Source organism: Nocardioides daedukensis (genome assembly GCF_013408415.1).
Lineage (GTDB): Bacteria > Actinomycetota > Actinomycetes > Propionibacteriales > Nocardioidaceae > Nocardioides > Nocardioides daedukensis.
This window is the reverse complement of sequence record NZ_JACCAA010000001.1, coordinates 3,791,179-3,809,834: the sequence shown is the minus strand read 5'-3', so window position 1 is coordinate 3,809,834 and position 18,656 is coordinate 3,791,179. Positions and strand designations below refer to the sequence as shown.

20 protein-coding genes are annotated in these 18,656 nt (G+C 68.9%); 6 read left to right on the top strand and 14 right to left on the bottom strand.

Annotated elements, in window-relative coordinates; genetic code table 11:
• The 4 genes from BJ980_RS18625 to BJ980_RS18610 form a co-directional block, all read right to left on the bottom strand.
• A partial coding sequence (locus BJ980_RS18625; RefSeq protein WP_179503667.1) for an ATP-binding protein occupies nt 1-3,103 on the bottom strand: 3,103 nt, incomplete at its 3' end.
• The gene (locus BJ980_RS18620) at nt 3,100-3,831 is read right to left on the bottom strand and encodes a DUF4194 domain-containing protein (RefSeq protein WP_179503666.1); all 732 of its coding nucleotides are present in this window, start codon (nt 3,829-3,831) and stop codon (nt 3,100-3,102) included. The genes BJ980_RS18620 and BJ980_RS18625, both read right to left, overlap by 4 nt.
• On the bottom strand, nt 3,828-5,402 hold the full coding sequence (locus BJ980_RS18615) for a DUF3375 domain-containing protein (protein ID WP_179503665.1): 1,575 nt from the start codon (nt 5,400-5,402) through the stop codon (nt 3,828-3,830). The genes BJ980_RS18620 and BJ980_RS18615 overlap by 4 nt, the downstream gene beginning before the upstream one ends.
• Before the next feature lie 138 nt (nt 5,403-5,540).
• Complete coding sequence (locus tag BJ980_RS18610; protein ID WP_179503664.1) at nt 5,541-5,831, bottom strand: DUF1330 domain-containing protein; 291 nt, start codon at nt 5,829-5,831, stop codon at nt 5,541-5,543.
• Nucleotides 5,832-6,042: 211 nt separating this feature from the next.
• Here BJ980_RS18610 and BJ980_RS18605 point away from each other — a divergent pair, with 211 nt between their 5' ends.
• Nucleotides 6,043-6,738 carry a DUF6629 family protein gene (locus BJ980_RS18605; RefSeq protein ID WP_179503663.1) on the top strand — a complete coding sequence of 232 codons (696 nt, stop codon included), beginning with the start codon at nt 6,043-6,045 and terminating at the stop codon, nt 6,736-6,738.
• A gap of 100 nt (nt 6,739-6,838) precedes the next feature.
• On the opposite strand, the gene BJ980_RS18600 is transcribed toward BJ980_RS18605, so the two are convergent.
• From BJ980_RS18600 to BJ980_RS18575, 6 genes are all read right to left on the bottom strand, one after another.
• On the bottom strand, nt 6,839-7,501 hold the full coding sequence (locus tag BJ980_RS18600; RefSeq protein WP_179503662.1) for a hypothetical protein: 663 nt from the start codon (nt 7,499-7,501) through the stop codon (nt 6,839-6,841).
• A gap of 337 nt (nt 7,502-7,838) precedes the next feature.
• The gene (locus BJ980_RS18595; RefSeq protein WP_179503661.1) at nt 7,839-8,474 is read right to left on the bottom strand and encodes an endonuclease; all 636 of its coding nucleotides are present in this window, start codon (nt 8,472-8,474) and stop codon (nt 7,839-7,841) included.
• The gene (locus BJ980_RS18590) at nt 8,474-8,809 is read right to left on the bottom strand and encodes a hypothetical protein (RefSeq protein WP_179503660.1); all 336 of its coding nucleotides are present in this window, start codon (nt 8,807-8,809) and stop codon (nt 8,474-8,476) included. The genes BJ980_RS18595 and BJ980_RS18590 overlap by 1 nt, the downstream gene beginning before the upstream one ends.
• Nucleotides 8,810-8,878: 69 nt before the next feature.
• Entirely contained in the window at nt 8,879-9,181 is a 303-nt protein-coding gene (locus tag BJ980_RS18585; protein ID WP_179503659.1) for a hypothetical protein, read from the bottom strand.
• 127 nt (nt 9,182-9,308) lie between these two features.
• Complete coding sequence (locus BJ980_RS18580) at nt 9,309-9,779, bottom strand: TspO/MBR family protein (RefSeq protein ID WP_179503658.1); 471 nt, start codon at nt 9,777-9,779, stop codon at nt 9,309-9,311.
• Between the two features lie 22 nt (nt 9,780-9,801).
• Entirely contained in the window at nt 9,802-10,821 is a 1,020-nt protein-coding gene (locus BJ980_RS18575) for a hypothetical protein (protein WP_179503657.1), read from the bottom strand.
• 169 nt (nt 10,822-10,990) lie between these two features.
• Here BJ980_RS18575 and BJ980_RS18570 point away from each other — a divergent pair, with 169 nt between their 5' ends.
• Entirely contained in the window at nt 10,991-11,782 is a 792-nt protein-coding gene (locus BJ980_RS18570) for a DsbA family protein (RefSeq protein ID WP_179503656.1), read from the top strand.
• Between the two features lie 78 nt (nt 11,783-11,860).
• On the opposite strand, the gene BJ980_RS18565 is transcribed toward BJ980_RS18570, so the two are convergent.
• Complete coding sequence (locus BJ980_RS18565) at nt 11,861-12,661, bottom strand: 2-keto-4-pentenoate hydratase (protein ID WP_179503655.1); 801 nt, start codon at nt 12,659-12,661, stop codon at nt 11,861-11,863.
• A 115-nt stretch (nt 12,662-12,776) separates the two neighbouring features.
• Complete coding sequence (locus tag BJ980_RS18560; RefSeq protein ID WP_179503654.1) at nt 12,777-12,980, bottom strand: cold-shock protein; 204 nt, start codon at nt 12,978-12,980, stop codon at nt 12,777-12,779.
• Nucleotides 12,981-13,286: 306 nt separating this feature from the next.
• On the opposite strand from BJ980_RS18560, the gene BJ980_RS18555 reads away from it, so the two are divergent.
• The 3 genes from BJ980_RS18555 to BJ980_RS18545 all read left to right on the top strand — a co-directional run bounded on the left by BJ980_RS18555 (nt 13,287) and on the right by BJ980_RS18545 (nt 15,487).
• Entirely contained in the window at nt 13,287-14,378 is a 1,092-nt protein-coding gene (locus BJ980_RS18555; RefSeq protein WP_179503653.1) for a 5'-3' exonuclease H3TH domain-containing protein, read from the top strand.
• 61 nt (nt 14,379-14,439) lie between these two features.
• Nucleotides 14,440-14,775 (top strand): hypothetical protein, encoded by a 336-nt coding sequence (locus BJ980_RS18550; protein ID WP_179503652.1) that lies wholly within the window; start codon nt 14,440-14,442, stop codon nt 14,773-14,775.
• Between the two features lie 40 nt (nt 14,776-14,815).
• Nucleotides 14,816-15,487, top strand: a complete 672-nt coding sequence (locus BJ980_RS18545; RefSeq protein WP_179503651.1) for a hypothetical protein — start codon at nt 14,816-14,818, stop codon at nt 15,485-15,487.
• Between the two features lie 146 nt (nt 15,488-15,633).
• Here the strand turns inward: BJ980_RS18545 and BJ980_RS18540 are convergent, their stop codons facing one another.
• A complete protein-coding gene (locus BJ980_RS18540) occupies nt 15,634-17,127 on the bottom strand; it encodes an MFS transporter (RefSeq protein WP_343047889.1) in 1,494 nt (497 codons plus the stop codon).
• A 174-nt stretch (nt 17,128-17,301) separates the two neighbouring features.
• Between BJ980_RS18540 and BJ980_RS18535 the strand changes: the two genes are divergently transcribed.
• The gene (locus tag BJ980_RS18535) at nt 17,302-17,784 is read left to right on the top strand and encodes a MarR family transcriptional regulator (RefSeq protein WP_218855575.1); all 483 of its coding nucleotides are present in this window, start codon (nt 17,302-17,304) and stop codon (nt 17,782-17,784) included.
• A gap of 4 nt (nt 17,785-17,788) precedes the next feature.
• Here BJ980_RS18535 and BJ980_RS18530 read toward each other — a convergent pair whose 3' ends face one another.
• The gene (locus BJ980_RS18530) at nt 17,789-18,604 is read right to left on the bottom strand and encodes an isocitrate lyase/PEP mutase family protein (RefSeq protein WP_179503649.1); all 816 of its coding nucleotides are present in this window, start codon (nt 18,602-18,604) and stop codon (nt 17,789-17,791) included.
• Nucleotides 18,605-18,656: the final 52 nt, after the last annotated feature.

Below are 18,656 nucleotides of genomic sequence, written 5' to 3'. Positions count from 1 at the left end.
GGCGTACGTCGAGCAGACGGTCCCGCTCACTCACGCCCACCGCGTGCTCGGGCTTGCGCAGCTGGGTCATGAACCGACTCAGCTCGTTGAAGCGCTTCTCCAGGTCGGCCTCGGCCAGGTCACTGCCCACCTCACGGGAGAGGTGGCGCAGATCCTTCATGAAGGCCTGAACCTGCGCCGGCGCGAGCCTGCGCAGCCTGATCCTGAGCCGCTGACCCGAGGCACCGAACTCGAGGCGGCGCAGGATCGCGTTGATCGGTTCGAGGCGGTCCTCGATCTCCTCCACCGACGCAGCCATGGCACCCACCAGGGGAACCAGGTCCTGCCCGCTCCACTCGGTGAGCCGGCGACGCCATTCGGTACGTCGATCCGCCAGGCCGGTGGCGCGGATCTGGTCGAGGATCCTGGCGAAGTCGCCATAGGAGTCCACGGTCGCGCCGAGGTTGGGCGAGTCCCACTGCATCTTGTAGACCCGGAAGATGCCGGTCAGCTCCTCCTCGGCCCGCTGGGCCTCGGTCTCCGCCTCAGCCACCGCGCCACGCAGGCGCTCGCCGAGGCGGTGCGCGGACTCGGTGAAGCGCTCGAGGTCATCGGGATCTGCCGGCGCCGCGGCCGCCGCGAAGTCGGCCGCCAGCGCGGCAGACTGCTCCTCGGTCAGGACGACCCGTCCCGCCTCGTCCATGGCATCGAGGCGATCGCGCGCCTCGTCCTCCTGGTCAACCAGGGCGGCGTGCTCGGCGTTGAGCTGGAGGCGCCGCTGATCGAGGATGAACCGCGCACGCCTGATCTCTTCGGTCCGGTCCCCGAGCTCCTCGATCTGCTGCTGGAGGACCTCCAGCTTGTCGTCGGAGTCGAGGATCGCCCGGCGCCTGCGACCCAGCTCGGCAATGCGACGGTCGCTGCCGGAGACGTCGAAGTCGTCGAAGCGAGCGGTGGCGACCGCGTCATAGGCGAGGCGGCGGTGCTCGAGCACGCTGACCTGTCGGTCGAGCTCGGCCACGCTGCCGTCGACCTCACCGAGGCGGCGCTCCAGCTGGTCGAGCTCGCGCTCGAGGTCGTCGATCGCGTCCACATTGGAGAAGCCGATGATGCTGCGTGCGTCATTGCGACCGTGTGTGCCGCGTCGACCGTTGCGGGTCTGACCGGACAGGGTGACCCGATAGCCTCCACCGTCGAGCCCGGCCGCGTCCTCGACGCACAAGGCGTTCCGGGACGGCTCGGCAACGTGCGACTGGACCCAGCCGGAGAACCGCGAGTCCTTGAAGACGAGCTTGCCCGCGATCCTCTCCGGGTCGGCGGGCCCGCTGCCCGGAAGGTCGAGCTCGACGCCCTCGAAGGTGATCCGCCTCTTGAGCCGCAGGGAGTCGATCGCCCGGGAGAAGCCGGCCAGCTTGTCGGCAGGGACCAGCATCGTGCGGGCGCTCGCGCCGAGCACCGTGTCGATGGCCGTGCGCCAGCGCGCTTCCTCGGGGGCGACGTCGATCAGCTCCGCGAGGAAGGGGAGCTCCTCGACCGAGAGGCCGGAGGCCGCCGCGACCTCAGAGCGCAGCTCGTCGAGCCGGACCGGGACCCTGCCCGCACGTCCCTCGAGGGAGGCGCGCTCGCGCCGCAGCTCGCTGCGTCGTTGGCTGATCGGGAACTTCTCCTCCAGCGCTCGGTCACGGGCCGCCTTCAGCCGGGCTCGTTCGTCCTGCCACTGGCCGAGCCAGCCACGCGCCATCTCCTGCAAGGCAGCGAACGCCTCGGCCGAGGCCAGGGAGTCGTCGACGTCGATCGTGTCCGCGGCGCTCGACTCGAGCAGCGGCAGCAGGCGCTCCTCGAGCTTGGCACGACGTGAGAGCCGGTCCTCGCGGACGACCTGCTCCTGCTCCAACCGGCTGCCCAGGTCGGCCAGGGTCGATCCACCTGCGGCGCGGTGGGCTTCCTTTGCCGACTCGAGGTCGGCGACCAAGGAGGTCTCCGAGGAGGTGGCGGCTGTCAGTTCGTCGCTCGTCGACGCGCGAGCAGCGCGGTTCACCGAGACCGCGTTCTCGAGCAGGCGCAGGTGGGTGCGGAGCAGGAACATCCGCAACGGGGTGTCCACCTCCTGCGGCTTGGTGACCCCGAACGAGTCGAGTTGCGCCATCCGCTGCACTGCGCGGGTACGCCGCTCGTGCAGCTCGGTGATCGGCTCGAGCACCTCGAGCTTTTTCTCCTCCGTGCGCATCGCGACATAGGCGGCGTCGAGGTCGTCGAAGTGCTCGATCGCTCGATCAGCAGCCGCATAGGTGGCCGGCCGTTCGAGGACCATGTCCTTGTAGAGCTCGTCGACGCTGCGCACCTGGTTGCCGGCCTGGATCCGGGCCAGCAGTCTCAGCGCCTTGGCTCCGTCACCGTTGGCCCCGATGCCCAGACGGGCGTGCAGGACGGACGAGAACTCGGCATACGTGCGGTGCACGCGGATGCCGCCGAAGAGTTTCTTGAGGGCGTTGGCGTGGAACCTCTCCGGGACGGCAAGCTCGAGAGTGGCCAGGTCGAGCGTGCCCTCGTGGGTGAGCAGTGCCATCTGCACGTCGGCGGAGCGGGTGGCGCGACGCGGCACGTAGTAGGTGCGCAGTGCGGTGAAGCGCCCGCCCTGGTCGTTGACGAACGTCATCGCGATCGCGCCCCACGTGTCGGAGCCCTTGCCGCGCAGCAGCTGCTCCTCGGGGCGTCCGGTGCGCGGGTTGTCGACGACGTCCACGGCGCCGCGAAGGTAGGAGAGCAGGTTGCGCTGACCCACGCTGCGTGCCCGGCCGGCAACGGCATCGTTCGAGGCGCCGTTGAACTTGGTGTCCGAGGGCATCATCAACGCGGTGTAGGCGTCGAGGATGGTGCTTTTCCCGACCCCCGATGCCCCCGAGATCATGGTGGCGTCTCCGCGCAGCGGCACGGTGGTGAGACCGCTGAACCCGCCCCAGTTGACCAGCTGGAGCAGCGCTGCGCGCCACTGCACGGTGTCGTCGTGCGGGGTCAGGACCTCGTCCTCGGCAAAGAGACCGTCGGAGTGCTCGGCCTCCTCGACTGCGTCGGCGAAGCCTTCGTCGGCCAGGCCCACTGGCTCGTCGAGCTGTTCGGTGCTCATGACTGTTCCTCCGGCTCTGCGTCGAAGAGCTCGTCGTCGATGTCGTCGTGGGTGGTGTCGCGACCGTTGGCGTTGCTGCCGTTGGTGTTGCGCAGCGCGTCGAGCAACTCGTTCAGCAGCTCGAGCGGCATCAACGGCTCGACGGCCTCGCTGATCTCGTAGCGGTCCTCCGTGCCGGTGCCGATCAGCAGACCGGCCTTGGCGATCGAGAGGACCGCGTTGCGGGCTCGTCGCTCGTCGCCGGACTCGTCGGTCGCGTGCGAGGGCCGGAAGCTGGAGATGTGGTCGAGGATGTCGTCGCGGTCGATGAAGACCCGGGGCTCCCCGCTGGCGAACCCTGCCCGGAGCCGGTCGCGCAGGTGGACCAGGACCAGCGTCTCCTCGCGTGACCACGGCACGTCATGGAGCAAGGTCGGGAACCGGCCACCGGTCTCCGGGGTCGCCTGACGCTTCCACGCGACCTCCCGGTCACGGTCGACGAGCAGCTCCAGGAAGAGGTCGTTGAGCCGGGAGCGCAGGGTGCGCTCGTGCTCGACGAGGACCTTCCAGTCGCGCGGGTGGGTGCGGGCGCTGATGAAGCGTTGCTTGAGCAGGGTGAGCAGGGCGAGGCGTTGGGCGTGCTCGAGACCGCCCTCGTCGCCCTCGAAGAGGGAGACCGAGGCGTCGTCGAGCCCGGTGGCCCCGTCGAGCTCGTCGAGCCCGGTGGAGTCGTCAGCGTCGATGCTCATGCGGATGGCTCCTGCGGTCGTGGCCCGAGTGAATCTGAGCGGGGTGAATCTGAGACAGGTGAGTCTGAACCGGCCAATTCGGAAGTGGCCATTTCTGAGGTGGGCAGATCGGGGTCTGGCAGCGGCAGCCGAGGAATCACGAACTTGCGCACAGACCCGTCGGGCCGGAGTGCGGCGTACTCCTCCATCCGGGACTCGGGCCGGAGGTCCTGGTCGGCCGCCAGGTGGAGCAGGCCGAAGATCTCCACCGGTCGGCGCAGCTCGTCCTCGAGCGCCGCGAAGACCTCGCCCAGCGACTCGGCGGGCAGCAACCCGGTCGAGGCCTCGGTGAGCCGGGCGCGCAGTGCACCGAGCTGCGGACCGCCCTGGGCCATCAGGTCCGCCAGCGAGACCTGCGGGGCCTCGCTCGGGTCGGGGGTCGTGATCAGCTCCGGCGGTACGTCGTCTGCCGGGTCGTGGAACTTCTCGCGCAGGTGGTCGACACTGGCGCGCGCCGGCATCAGCGGTACGTCGTGGGTTGCCCGCGGTCCGGTGGTGGCCATCCAGGTCATCAGCTCGGACTCGACCTGGCGCAGCGTCTGCTCGAGCTCCCTGTCGCGGGCGACGTCGTGGGAGACGATGTATTCCTTCAGCGTCGCCGTGACCCGACGGCGCTGCGCAAGCACTCGGTCGAGGCCGTCACGCACCAGGCGGACGGTGCCTCGCAGCTCGGAGCGCTCCGCGTCGGCCAGGATCCGGTCCGAGAGCGGGTGGTCGAGCAGCGAGTGGAGGTCCTCGCGCAGCTGGGCGACCAGTCCGTCATCACGCAGCAGCGCGAAGGCGCCCTCGAAGGCGCGGCCTTCCTGGGTGGCCGTGGTCAGGGCATCTGCCCGGGCCAGGTAGTCGTCGATGACCTGGCCGGCAGGGCGGTCCTCGGCGCGGAAGGAGGCCAGGATGCCGGTACGGATCTCGGCGAAGCGCTCCTCCACGCGCGCGAAGTCACTGGGCAGCGCGGAGATCAACGACAACAGCTCGGAGAAGCCCTCGAGCATGTAGTCCTCGGTGGCACTGACCATCTCGGCGCCGTCGACCAGGCGGTCGCGTTCGGCGGTGAGCCGGGCGATCTCCTCGTTGAGCAGGGAGACCCGGGTCGAGCGGTCGGGATTGGCCTCGGAGTTGAACCGGCGGACCGCGCCCAGGATGGTGGCGATGCGGTGCTCACTCAGGGTCGCCCGGTCACGCGAGAGCGTCTTGACCAGCTCGAGCGCCTGCTGGGCGTGCGAGGTTAGCGAGAAGACCTCGGTCCCCCGCTCGTCGATGGCGCGGACCAGCCACTGCCCGCGCATCCAGCGCTGGCACAGTTCCTTGCCGGTGCCGGCCGGGACGTCGGTGGCCCCGTTCCTGCGCATCTCGGCGACGTGCTGGTCGACGAGCGTGTGCAGGCGTGCGGTGGGGATCGGCTTGTTGTCCCGACCGAAGGCCGCTCGGAAGATGGTGATCACCACGGGCGCCTGGCGCTGGTGGAGCAGGGTCAGCGTGGGCTGGGCGAAGGCACCCTTGACCCGCGCCAGCTCACCTGCGAACTCACTCATCTGCACCTTCCCCAGCGTCACTTCCGGCGCCTCTTCCGGCGTCGCTGTACGCCGCCTGCGAGGGGCCAGTGTTCCAGAGGACACCGACCGACGTGGATTCAGGCTCCGGACGCCGTCGGGCCGCGGCGTACGAAGTGCTCAGGCGACGCCCGGGACGATGCGGATCTCGCGCCGCACCCCACCGGCGAGGGCGTCCAGCGCAGCCTGGTAGGCGGCACTGTCGTGGGCGGCCTGGGCCTGCTCGACGGAGTCGAAGCGGATGATCACGACCCGGCCCTCGCTGGCGTCCTCATAGGTGAGCGCGGCCAGGTCGCGGGCCAGAAATGTGCCCCCGGCCTCGGTCAGGGCCGGCCCGGCCAGTGCGGCATAGGCCGCCATCTTGTCGGCGTCGAGGATCTCGTTGTAGGTGCTGATCCAGTAGGCAGTCATGACCAGATCCTCCCCCAGCCCGCGGTGTCGGCGTGACGGGTGCCCATCCTTGGTGACTGTCCGTGCTGACGTGCACCTGTATGGAGACGAGGCGTCGCGACCATTGGACTCATGCAGCATGGACGGATCCTTGTCCGGATGAGCAGCGAAACCATCCGCCAGGCGACCGACCGTCGCCTGGGAGCGGTCGGGGAACCGCTACGTTCTAGACGTGTGCTTCTCCCCTGAAATGGACGCGGCGGCGGGACTCGTCGTGACCGGCATCGGCATCGACTGCCTGCGTCATGTCACCTCCCGCAACCAGCTGGCCTTGGCGTCACTGCCGCTCGTGTTCGGTGTGCACCAGCTGATCGAGACGTTCGTCTGGCTCGAACTCCAGGGCAGAGCAAGCCAGTGCACGGGAGACGTGGCGACCTATGCCTATCTGGCGATCGCGGCCGTGCTGGTGCCGGTGCTGGTGCCGTTCGCCTTCCTCAGGATCGGCGTCGGCCGGTCGCGTTGGCTGGACCGCGGCTTCGTCGCGGCCGGAGTCATCGCCGCTGTCCTGCTCGCCGAGCTGATGGCTGAGGACACCCCCGATCGTCGGATCGACGGACACCAGATCACCTACTTCGCCGGGCAATACATCCCCGACTATGTGCTGCCGATCTATGCCTTCGCGTGTCTGGGACCTGCGCTGCTGGCCCGTTCGAGACCCCTGCAGCTCTTCGGCGTGCTCAACCTTGTGGTGGTTGCTGTCCTGGCTGCGCTCAACCAGGGCGGGGTGGTCTCGCTGTGGTGCCTGTGGGCGGCGTGCACGAGCATCCTGATCGATCTGCACCTGCGCGGGGTTCGACTGGGGCTCCGCGAGGTCATCGACGAGCCCGAGTCGGACCAGCGCAGTCCGGTGGGCGGCTCTCGGCCGTGACTGGAAGCAATTCCCCTCGGAGCCACCGGGCATGCCCGCAGCCCCTGCCCCGGCAGAGACAGCCGCTGTTTGACGGTCACAGACAGTGGTGGTGGCCCGGTCAGGCGGTGGCCTGCTCGAGGGCCGCAGAGCAGAACGCGGAGAAGGCCTCCACGGTCGCGTCGAGGTCGACGTCGGCACCGAAAGCGTCGACCGAGATCTGGCAGACCGCGCCGGAGTCCTCCCCGGGCTCGGGTGCCCAGCGCACCATCATGACCACGTCGTCGTCACCGTTGTCCAGGTATCCCCACGTGTAGCCCGCAACGTCGAGGTCGGTCAGCGTGGCGAGCCGCTGCTCGACCTCCTCCAGCTCATCAGGAAGTGCATTGTCCCGCACAACGGCCTCGTAGGCGTCGCGCGACTCCCAGGAGTCCAGTTTGTTGCGTGCGTCGGCGACCTCGAAGGAGATGCCGTCCTCACCGCTCCAGGAGCACTCCTGTGTGGACTCGAAAGTGTAGAGATCAGGCCCGACAAACAACTGCTGGTCCGCAGCCCGTGCGATGTCGTCAGCGAGCGGGTCGAGTGCCTCGCAGTCCAACGCCGCGAACGTCAATGCTTCGGAGGTGGTGTCGGCGTTCTGTGTCGAGTCGGCACCGTTGTCACTGGCGATCTTGGGTTCGGTGCTGGTATCGGCGGAGTCATTGCCGCAGCCGCCGAGCGCGAGCGCCGCGGCGATGGTCACAGCGGCGAAGGCGAACCATCGAGTGAGCGGAGGCTTGTTCATGGTGAAGAGTTCCTTGTTGATTGAGGTCGGGCCTGGCGCTGCTCCCGCGTCGTCAGCGCTGCTTGGAGGGGTGCAACTCCGCGCGGGGCGGCACGTCGACGGCCGCTCCTGGCTCCAGGTCTTGCGGATGAGATCGGTCGATCGGCGGACGTGACAGCCGTGCTCGGCGGAGCCCAGACCATACCGAGACCGCCGGGCACGTGTAGTCAATTCCGCGGATCCTGTCCTTGCCGTCGGCTCACCCGAGACTGCGGTTCGTCGACGGGTCAGTGCCAGCCGCCGGGTTCCACGCGAGGAACACCCTCAGTGGGCCCCGGCCTCCCGGCCCGAGCACCCCTCAGGCACCCCGCGCCAACGCGGCGGCGAACTCAGTCAGGCGGGCCTGTGGCACCAGGTCGGCGAGAGCGCGCGGATCGGTCGGCAGGTCATGGGCCTCGGCGCCCCGCAGAGCCCGCTTGTCGAAGAAGGGCGAGACCGCAGGCCAGACTCCCTGCACCTCGCGGCAGAAGATGTCGGCGCCGGTGGGCCCGATCCGGGGAAAGCCGGTCAACGCCTTGCGTAGTTGCTCCACGTCCTCGTGCTTCTCGGGCCGGATCGCGCGCAGGTCGCCGTCGTACTCGGCGATCAGGTGGTCGGCGGCCGCCGCGAGCGCGGTCGACGTGCTCTCGTCATAGCGGCGGTAGCGACCGCGACCCAACGCGGTGACGCGTTGCTGCCAGGTCGCGTCCCGCATCTTCTCCGGAGTCCGCCACCCCGCCGCGAAGAGCTCACGGGCAGCGGCGACGGCGATCTCGGCCGAGATCCGGGTGGCCGAGAGCGTGGTGAGGACCAGCAGCTGGTAGAGCGGCGAGGGCTCGTCGCGCAGCGTCACGCCTGCCTCATCGGCGTACGTCGTGCCGTGCTCGCGCAGCAGCGCGTGGGCACGTTCCTGCTGAGTCCCCTGATCCGTCTTCTGGGTTGATCCTTGGGCCATCAGAGATCCCTGTGCTCGTCCTCGAACACGATGTCCGACTTCGGCGCGGGATCGCCCTCGAAGTTGAGCGGCGCCGCCGCGATCGCTGCCCGCATGCGTCTACGCAGGAGCTTGGCGCCGCCGGGACAGGCGATAACCACGCGTGCCCCCTCCGCCACCGCATCGCAGCCTTCCGCGCGCACCGCGGCCACGACAGTGCCCGGGTCCTGTCCCGCCGGGACCTGGTAGACGAGCTGCGTGGCCGCATCATGGACCCTTTGTCCCTGTGCGTCACCACGCCGGGCGATGACGAGGATGCTGGCGGCGACACCGGCCAGCACGATCAGGACGACCACACCTGCCACGATTGCGAATTGCATCGCTCTCGGTACCCGCCCCGCGGCCCGGCATGCCCGCAGCGCTCGTCAGTGCTGCTCGCGGCGCTCCTGCAGTCGTTGCTGCGCCTCGGGCAGGTAGGCCAGGCACGGCGCGTCGCTGTCCTTGTGCTTCTCGGTGAGGTGGAAGATCCAGCGGTCCATCGCCGCCATGAAGCCGTTGTCAGCGCCGGGGCGATAGGCCGACCACGGCCGGTCGCCCTTGGCGGTGCACGTGGCGCAACTGATCTTGTAGACGAACGACTTGTCGCGGGCGACGTCGATCTTCACCCGGGCCAGCGGGCCGGCCTCGACGGCAGCCTTCTTCTCGCGCGCGGATCGGCTGGCGGTCACGTCATACTCCCTCGTCGTCTGGAGACGACAGCGTACGCCTGGACCGGGCTCACCGTGAGTGCGCCGACCCTAAGTGGTTGGCCAGCAATTTCGGCCAGTCAGGCTTAAGCAGTGGGCCGTCGAGCAGTCAGCGGTTGCGGCGCCAGATCGCGGTCGTCAGCACGGTGGCGAACCCGGTCCAGGCGGCGTAGGGCGCCAGCAGGGCACCGGCCGGGCGCGACGCCTGACCGGCCACACGCGCCAGGTCCGTGCTGCTGGCTGCCAAGGCGCCCGCCACGACCACGGAGGCACCGAGACGCTGGCCGCGGAAGAACGCCCAGCACCATCCCGAGTTCAACGCCATGTTCACCGCGAGGCGCCGCCGGTAGTCGGTCGCATCGCTCTGGGTCATCGCGTCCTGCGCCTTCTTCGAGGCCAGGGCGCTGCCGGCATAGAGCAGGGTCCACGCGATCGGGAACACTGCGGCAGGCGGCTGGAAGCGAGGCTTGTCCAGCTGCTCGTACCACTGGCTTCGCACCCCTGAGGAGGTGGCGACCGACCCGGTCACGGCGGCGGCGACCGGAAGTCCGATGCTGCTGAGGATCTCGCGCTTCGACATGCTCCGACCCTACGAGGGTGGCTCAACCGAGCAGGGCGGCGACCTCGTCGCTGGCATAGAACGGTGCGAGCTGGTTGCGCAGGATCCGGTCCAGGTCGCCGGACTCGGCCAGGGCGCCGACCACGCCCGGCGCGATCCGCACCAGGTCCGCGACGATGTCCTCGCGGCGGAGGTCGAGCTCGTCGAGCAGCTCGGTCGGTGTGTAGCCGCCGAACCTCTCGAAGAAGGCATCCACGACCACGTTGCCGATGTCGATGACGTGCTGGTTGGCCGCCGCGCTGATCACGATCTCGTGCACGGCGTCCACGACACCGCTCAGCTCGTCGCGATCGATCCGCTCCCCCAGGCCCTGCACGGGTTCTGCCGCCGCCAGGTCCCAGACCTGCAGGATCGCCTCGCGCGTCGTCGGGTCCTGCAGCGTTTCGACGATGATCCGGTTGAGTCGCCTGACGGCATAGGTCCCGCCCTTGCCGACGGTGTCGCCGAGGATCCCCTCGAACTGCTTCCCGGCCGCGCCGGTGACCCTGGACGCGGCGCTGGTCCCCAGCGAGACCAGCCCGCCGAGGCCGGGCACCTTGTCGGCCATCGCCTTGTTCGCCTGCAGCACCTCGTTCACGATGCGGCCCATGAACCGGGTCGCCAACGTGCCCACCAGCGGGCTGGCGGTGAGCCGGTCGAGTGCGCGCTCGAGCACCGGGGTGAGCCCCAGCGCCTGGTCGACGAGCACCTCGACCTGCTCACGCTCGACCAGGTCGCCCAGCGGGTACGGCGACCCGGGGCCCTCCAGCGCGATGTCGACGGCGAGCTCGACGAACCCGCTCACCGCCGCGCTGCTGGGGACTGTGGTGAGTGCGCGCGCCACGATCACCTTCACCGCGTCGCGATCGAGCAGGTCGGCGACCTGGTGGCTCGACCCAGCCGAGAAGACGTCCTCGGCCAGGGACTCGACGGTTGTGGTCAGGTGCTCACCGCTGAGGCGGGCGATGTGGAAGCGGACCTGGGCGTCGAGGAGCTGCTCGGCGAGCTGTGGGGTCGTGGGCACACGCAGAGCGTAGTGGAGGTGGCCGCGGTGTCGACGGGTTCACGACGGGTTCCCGAGCAGGCGACGCCGGATCCGCTGACCCCTCCTCACGCGGTTGCGAGGGTTCAATAGAGTCTTCAATCACGCGCCCGCCCAGTCCGCCCACGAAGCAGAACGAGGTCCGATCGTCATGTCCGGCTCACGTCCCGGCAAGAAGAAGAAACCCATCCGGAAGCCTGTCGACGCCGAGGCGGTTGCCGCCAAGCGGGAACGGCGCGCGAAGGCGACTGCCGAGCGGCTGGAGCGCGAGCGCCGTTCCCGTCGTACGCGGGTGATAAAGCAGGTCGGGATCGTCGCCGTCGTCGGCGCCGCAGCCATCGGTCTGACCATCGCGATCATCAAGGGCACCACACCGGACTTCGCGGCGGCTCCCCCGGGCTTCGACGAGGACGGCGACACCACGATCGGCAACACCGCCGCACCGGTGACCGTGACCGTGATCGAGGACCTCTCCTGCCCGCGCTGCAAGTCCGCTCATGCCGAGAACAAGGACCTGCTCGCTCGCTATGCGAAGGGCGACGACGTGCGCGTCGACTATCGGCCGGTCGCCTTCCTCGACGAGCACTCGACCAACGAATATTCCACCCGGGCACTGAATGCGGCGGCCTGCGTGGTCGAGGACGACCCGTCCAACTGGTCAGCGATGCACGGCATCCTGCTGGTCAGCCAGCCCGACCGGGGCAAGGACGGTCCGGACGATGGCGAGCTGGTCGACTTCGCGGCCGAGGCCGGTGCCGACTCCGACGCGACCCGCAAGTGCATCGATGACCGCAAGCACGAGGACTGGATCGATTGGACCACCCACAAGGTGACCAAGGACCCCGACTTCGGCGGCACCCCGGCGATCAGCGTCAACGGCAAGCTGGTCGACCCGAACCCGGGCGCCATCGACGCCGCTGTTCAGGCCGCCCTGGCGAAGTGATCCCGCCAGCCGGTCGGGCGCACCTGAGGCGCACCGATCAGCCCCGGCCCAGTGTGGGCCGGGTGCGCGACCCGTCGTTCAGTCGGCGGCGGCGGAGAAGGTGGCGGTCACCGTGCCCAGGCCGCTGATCTCGGCAGTCACGCTGGCTCCGGCCGGGACCGATGCCATCGGGCCCAAGGCGCCGGAGAGAACCAGGTGGCCGGCGCGCAACGGCGTACCGACGTCGCGGGCGGTCCGCGCCAACCAGGACAGGGCGGCCAGCGGGTCGCCGAGGCAGGCGGCGCCGTTGCCCGAGGAGACCTGCTCGCCGTTGATCGACATCGTCATCTCGGTCTCGACCGGCTCGAAGTCGGTGAGCGGGACCTGGTTCGCACCGAGCACATAGAGGCCGCTGGACGCGTTGTCCGCCACCGTGTCGCCATAGGAGATGTTCCAGTCGGCAACGCGGCTGTCGACGATCTCGATGGCTGCGACCGCAAAGGCCACCGCGCCCCGGACCTGTTCGACGTCCAGTTCGCCCTCGACCAGGTCCTCGGCGAGCACGAACGCGACCTCGGCCTCGGCCTTCGGCTGGAGCAGGCGTTCCATCGGTACGACGTCCGACTCGGCATAGCCCATGTCGTCGAAGAGGATCCCGAAGTCGGGTCGGTCGACACCGAGCTGGTCCTGGACGGCCTTCGAGGTGAGACCGATCTTGTGTCCGATCACGGTCGCGCCGCCGGCGACTCGGGCGGCGGTGGTCCGCTCCTGTACGGCGTACGCGCGCGGGACGTCCGCGTCACCGATCAGGTCCCGGATCGGGGCGCACGGGGTGCGGGTGGACTGTGCCTCGAGGAGTCGCTGGGCGGCCTGCTCGACTGCCGCGTCGGTGGTCGTCATGGGTAGAGCCTGATGGGTCTCGATCCCCATGCACAGGGGCCCGTCCACTGAGCGGAACGCCGGAGATGCACGAAGGGCCCCGACCGCAGTGCGGTCGGGGCCCTTCGAAGGGAAATCAGAGAGCGCGGACGTTCTCAGCCTGGGGACCCTTGGGGCCCTGGGCGAGGTCGAACTCGACCTTCTGGTTCTCGTCGAGCGACTTGTAGCCGTTGGTCTGGATCGCGGAGAAGTGGACGAACACGTCCTCGCCGCCGTCCTCCTGCGCGATGAAGCCGAAGCCCTTGTCAGCGTTGAACCACTTGACAGTTCCCTGAGCCATGATCTTTTCCTTTGTTCGGTGCCGGAGACACTGTGCCTCCGAAACTGCTGAAGACATCCGCCCGTGCCGATGTCCAGCGAACCGAAACCAGGAGTACGAGATACAGGCCGCGACTTGGTGCACGGCCAGGACGACTCTAGGAGCCATCCCTTCAACTCCTCAAGCATAGCGCATCGGCCACGGACCGGAGATTCGGCGAGTTCCCGGGCGATTCGCGCCAGCGATTCGAAGGGCGATCAGCACCTGGGCAACGTCCGCTTGGCCCGCGCCACGCCCCGCCGCGGATACGTAGTATGGGCCCAGCCCATGCCTCCACTTGATGCCGTCACCCCGCAGCTCCCCGCCCCCGTCCCCGTCCCTGGGTCTGGGTCTGGGCCTGCGAGCGCCCGGGCGAGCGACCCTTCGCAGCGTAAGCTGCTCCTCGCCGTCGATGCGCCGTCGTTGTTGCACCGCAACCACCACGCGCGTGCCGAGAGCGGTCTGCTCGACCGGACCGGTCGGCCGGCATGGGCCCTGCACGGGATGCTGCGCCAGATCATCGAGGCGATCGAGCAGTTCGCGCCGGACGCGGTGATCTTCGGGATCGATGACCGGGAGAGCTCCGAGCGCGAGGCGTTCTATCCCGACTACAAGGCCGGGCGTGCACCCAAGGACGCTGCCCTGGTCGACCAGCTCGAGCGCGCCGCATCCCTGCTCGACGCCCTCGGCATGGCCACCCTGACTCCCCCTGGCCTGGAGGCCGACGACGTGAACGCCTCGGCCGCGACCTGGGCTGAGCAGAACGACTGGAACTGCGTCATCGTCACCTCGGACCGCGACTCCTTCGCGCACATCAGCGAGCACACCCAGGTGCTCCGGCTGATCAACGGTGGGATGGGCAACTCACCGCTGCTGAACCCCAAGCGCCTGCACGCGATGTACGGCGTCGCCGCGGCGAACTATCTCGAGTTCGCCGCCCTGCGTGGCGATGCCAGCGACAACCTGCCCGGCGTACCGGGCATCGGCGAGAAGACCGCGCCGATCCTGCTCGAGCAGATGGGCTCGATGCAGGAGGTCTGGGCCGACATCGACCACTGCGGCGGTGCCACTCTGGTTGCCACGCTGGACTCCTGGGCCGAGGAGGCAGGGACGCGGCGAATCGGCTCGGCGCTGTTGAAGCGGCTGACCGCTCCGGCTGCTCGCGAACGCTATGACTTCAACGTCCGGATCATGTCCGGCCGCACCGACCTCGACCTCGGCCTGACCCCGGACATCCCGGGTACGCCGGGGCTGCTCCCCCTCGATCCGGACCGGGTCTCGCGCGTGGTCGGCCACCTCAACCAGCCGCACACCACTGCGTTCGCCATGCGCGTGCTCACCGAGGCACCCGCAGTGGGCGACAACTTCCTGGGCTACTGACCGACCGTCTGCCCGAGCCGTTGTCGGTGACGACGACTAGAGTCACGCTCGTGAAGCGACGATGAGCAAGATGGACAACCTTCGGGCGATGCGCGAAGAGCGCTACGAGCGGGCCCGTGCGCGGGCGAAGACGGCGACCCCGGGAGCCAGTGCCGCGAAGACGGCAAAGGTGGCCCCGTCGGATGCCTCCGACGCAACCGGCGCACCCGCCACCCGCAAGTCGGCTGCCCCGAAGAAGACTGCGCAGAAGACAGCAGAGCCTTCGAAGCCCGATGACTCTGGTTCGGCACAGGGCACTGGTCCCACCGACGAGGAGCTCTGCGGGCACCGTTCGATGAACGGTCGGACCTGCACGCGCGAAAAGGGACACTCGGCGAAGAGCCACCGTTATTCGTGATCGAGTTTGATCACGCACGACCCTGGAGAGCATCCCTGCCATGACCCACACCTCTCGAGCGGCACGGCCCTCGCGCGTCGCCCGTCTGGCGACCCTCGTGCCGACCGCCCTGCTCGGCGCAGTCGCGATGGCTGGATGCGGCGCGGAATCGACGGCGATCGAGGCCTCGTCCGCTGAGAAGGTGCGCACAGCCGCCCAGGTGGCGGGTGAGTCACCGCGCACCTGCCCGGTGACACTCAACGTCGCGAAGGCGCTCCGAGCCGGCGGCCAGGCTGGCGACGCGACGTTCACCGAGGCGACCGCCTCGGTCTCGACGTCCGAGAAACCGGCCGAGGACCCGACCCAGGCACAGGTGGACGGCACCTCCCTGATCGACGCCTTCGCCGCGACGTTCATCGAGTGTCACTACGCCGTGGGCGAGAAGAACCTCAAGGTCTCGATCGTGGCAACCCCGACGTCCGAGGTGAACGCACTCTTCCTGGTGCTGCCCACCGTTCAGAAGGACGCGCAGCTGGCCAGCGCCCAGGTCCAGGGCTTCGTGGAGACCGCGCCGGCCAAGGGCGAGGTCGTCCTGGCCGGTGACCGGGTCGCCACCTCGCGGCTCGACGGCCGCGGCCCCGGCGACGTGGCCCTGACGCTGACTGGCGGCGGGCTCTCCGGCGAGGCACTCACCCAGACGGCTCAGGCCCTGCTGCAGCAGCTCCGAGGCTGAGCCTCAAGACCCCTGCGCGACCCGGCAGTTGTTGACACGCCAGCGTCCGCGACCCGGCACTTGTTGACAGGTCAGCGCTGCGCCAAGTGCGCGACCCGGCACTTGTCGACAGGTCTGCCTCTCAACGCTGGGTCGCGACACGTCGGTCAGTGTGCGGAGGCGGACACCTCGTGCTCGATGTTCGCCTCTGCCTCGAGGCTTGCCCGCGTCGGGATCGCCATCGCAATCAACGTGGCGAGCAGTGCCACTCCCGCACCGATCAGGAGCCCGGTCCTGAAGCCGGCTTCGGTCGGAATCGAGTATCCACCGAGGGTGGTGCTCATCTGCGCCAGGACGACACCCACGACGGCCGCCGAGAACGACGTACCGATGGAGCGGGTCAGGGTGTTGAAGCTGTTCGCCGAAGCGGTCTCGGAGATCGGCACGGAGCCCATGATCAGGGCCGGCATCGCTCCATAGGCAAAGCCGATTCCCGAGCTGACGATGCAGACCGCGATCAGCAGGGTCCAGGCAGCACCCATCATCAGCGCCGCGGCGAGGTAGCCGAGGGCGACCAGGAACGCGCCGAACGCGAGCGTGACCTTGGGGCCCTTGGCGTGCGAGAGCTTGGCGCCCAGCGGCGACATCAGCATCATCATCAGGCCACCGGGGGCCATCCACAGGCCCATCTCCAGCATGGAGAGGCCGAGGCCGTAGCCGGTGACCGCGGGCAGCTGCATGATCTGCGGGATGATCAGCGACTGCGCGTACATCGAGAAGCCGACCACCAACGAGGCCAGGTTGGTGAGCAGGACGACCGGACGGGCGGTCACTCGCAGGTCGACCAGCGGGTCCTGCTGACGGAGCTCGAACCAGCCCCAGCCGATCAGGACCACCACTGAGCCGATCAGCAGGCCCACGGTGGTCGTGCTGCTCCAACCCCAGTCCGCGCCCTTGGAGACACCGAGCAGAAGGGCGACCAGGCCGACGCCGAGCCCGACGGCGCCGACGAAGTCGAAGGTCTCCTCATCGCGACCGACAACCTCGGTCGCCGGGATGAGGGTGAGGATCAGGACGAAGATCAGGACTGCCAGACCGGTCGAGCCCCAGAACAGTGCCCGCCAGTTCAGGTTCTCGGCGACCAGGGCCGCGATCGGCAGGCCGAGCGCGCCGCCGACGCCCATCGAGGCGGACATCAGGGCGATCGAGGTGCCGAGCTTCTCCGCGGGCAGCAGGTCGCGCATTGCCGAGATGCCGAGCGGGATCATCCCCATCCCCACGCCCTGCAGACCGCGACCGACGATCATCGGTACGACGCCCGCGGCCAGGGCACAGACGAGCGAGCCGAGGATCAGGGCGCCGGCGCAGAACAGCATCATCCGGCGCTTGCCGTACATGTCGCCGAGTCGTCCGCTGACCGGGGTGGCCACGGCCGCGGTGAGCAGCGTCGCCGTGATCACCCATGCGGCGTTGGAGGCGGTCGTGTCGAGGAGCACCGGGAGGTCGCCGATCAGCGGAACGACCAGCGTCTGCATCAGGGCAGCGGTGATCCCGGCGATGGACAGGACCCAGACGATGGCACTCGGGGAGTCGAGGTGCTCGTCTGCGGGGCGGGGACTGGCTGCGCAGCCGGGCGGGGAATCAATGCTTGTATTCGACACAGGATGGAACTGTACACGGGGATGTGCATCATGCATATGTTGTGCGTATTACACTTCCACCGAAGACGTCGCTCCACGACACGCGTGGCAGCACACCCTGACAACGCACCGCGACCAGACAGCGCGGTACGGCGCCTCGCTGGCGAATGCACCCAGAGGATTGGAGAACCTGTCGTGACCGACAGCTTTCGGGCAATCGAGTTCGAGACCCTGGTGCTGATGCGTCAACTTGCCCCGACCCGCCGTGCTGCCGACGGCAAGCCACACCTCGACCGCAGCGCCTACACGCTGCTCACCCGCCTGCTGATGGAGGGACCGATGTCGATCGGTCAGCTCAGCGAGGCCTTCGGGCTCGACGCCTCCACGCTCAACCGGCAGACCGCGGCGATGATGCGTGACGGGCTGGTCGAACGGATCCCGGACCCCGAGGGCGGACTGGCCCGCAAGTTCCTGGTCACCGAGTCCGGCCGCAAGCAGCTCGACCGGGAGCGCAGGGGCAACGTCAACGGACTGAAGCGAGTGCTGGCCGAGTGGCCCGAGGCGGACGTCGAGCAGCTCGCCGCCCTCCTGCACCGGTTCAACCTCGACATCGAGGAGCGGGAGGGACGGCCGTGGCCGCGCCCGCGCAGTCTCATCGTCGAGCCGCAGGGACGCTAGGCCGTCAGTTCAACGCGCGCATCGTCGAGGGAACTCCCCCACCCCCGTGCACTGCCTCGACCAGCTCCTGCAGCGCGGTCAGCGCAACTCGCTGGGACATCGGCCCGTAGGAGACACGTCCGACACCGAGCTCCTGGAGCCGGGCCAGGGGCGGTACGCCGGGAAGCCCGATCAAGGTGAGTCGTTGCGGGCCGAACGCCTCGGCAAGCTCGGCAACCTCGGCGTCCTCGAGCACTCCGGGGACGAACACGACGGGCGCGCCTGCGTCCAGATAGGCCAGGCCGCGTTCCTTGGCCTCAGCGAGCACGTCGGCGCGCTGCCTCTCCCCGGACTTGAGCGCTGCTCCGGCCTTGACGAACGCATCGGTACGGGCGTTGAGGACGAAGTCGATCCCGGCGTCCGAGGCCACCTTCATCATCGCCTCGACGTTGCCGGCCGCCTCGGCGAGCGGGCGCATCTGGTCCTCGATGTTGGCGCCGACGATGCCGACGTCGATCGCCTTGCGGATCGTGCCGGCCGGGTCGCCGTACCCTCCCTCGAGGTCCGCGGAGACCGGGAGATCCACGGCGGCGGCGATCCGGGCGACCTCCGCGATCATCTCGTCGACCGGGATGTTCTCGCCGTCCTCGTAGCCCCTGGAGGCCGCGATCGAGTGGCTCGCCGTGGCCAGCGCGGTCGTGCCCGGCGTGTCGGCCACGACCTTCGCGCTGATCACGTCCCACACGTTCACCACCGTCAGCAGGGTCGTGTCCTGGTGCAGGCGCAGCAGCTCGGTGCCCTTGGACTTGGTGCGATCTGTGGTCTGCGAGTCGTCGGTCATGCTCGCCACGCTAGTGGGGATCCGGTGCCAAAGACAGGGCTGCGACCCGGGA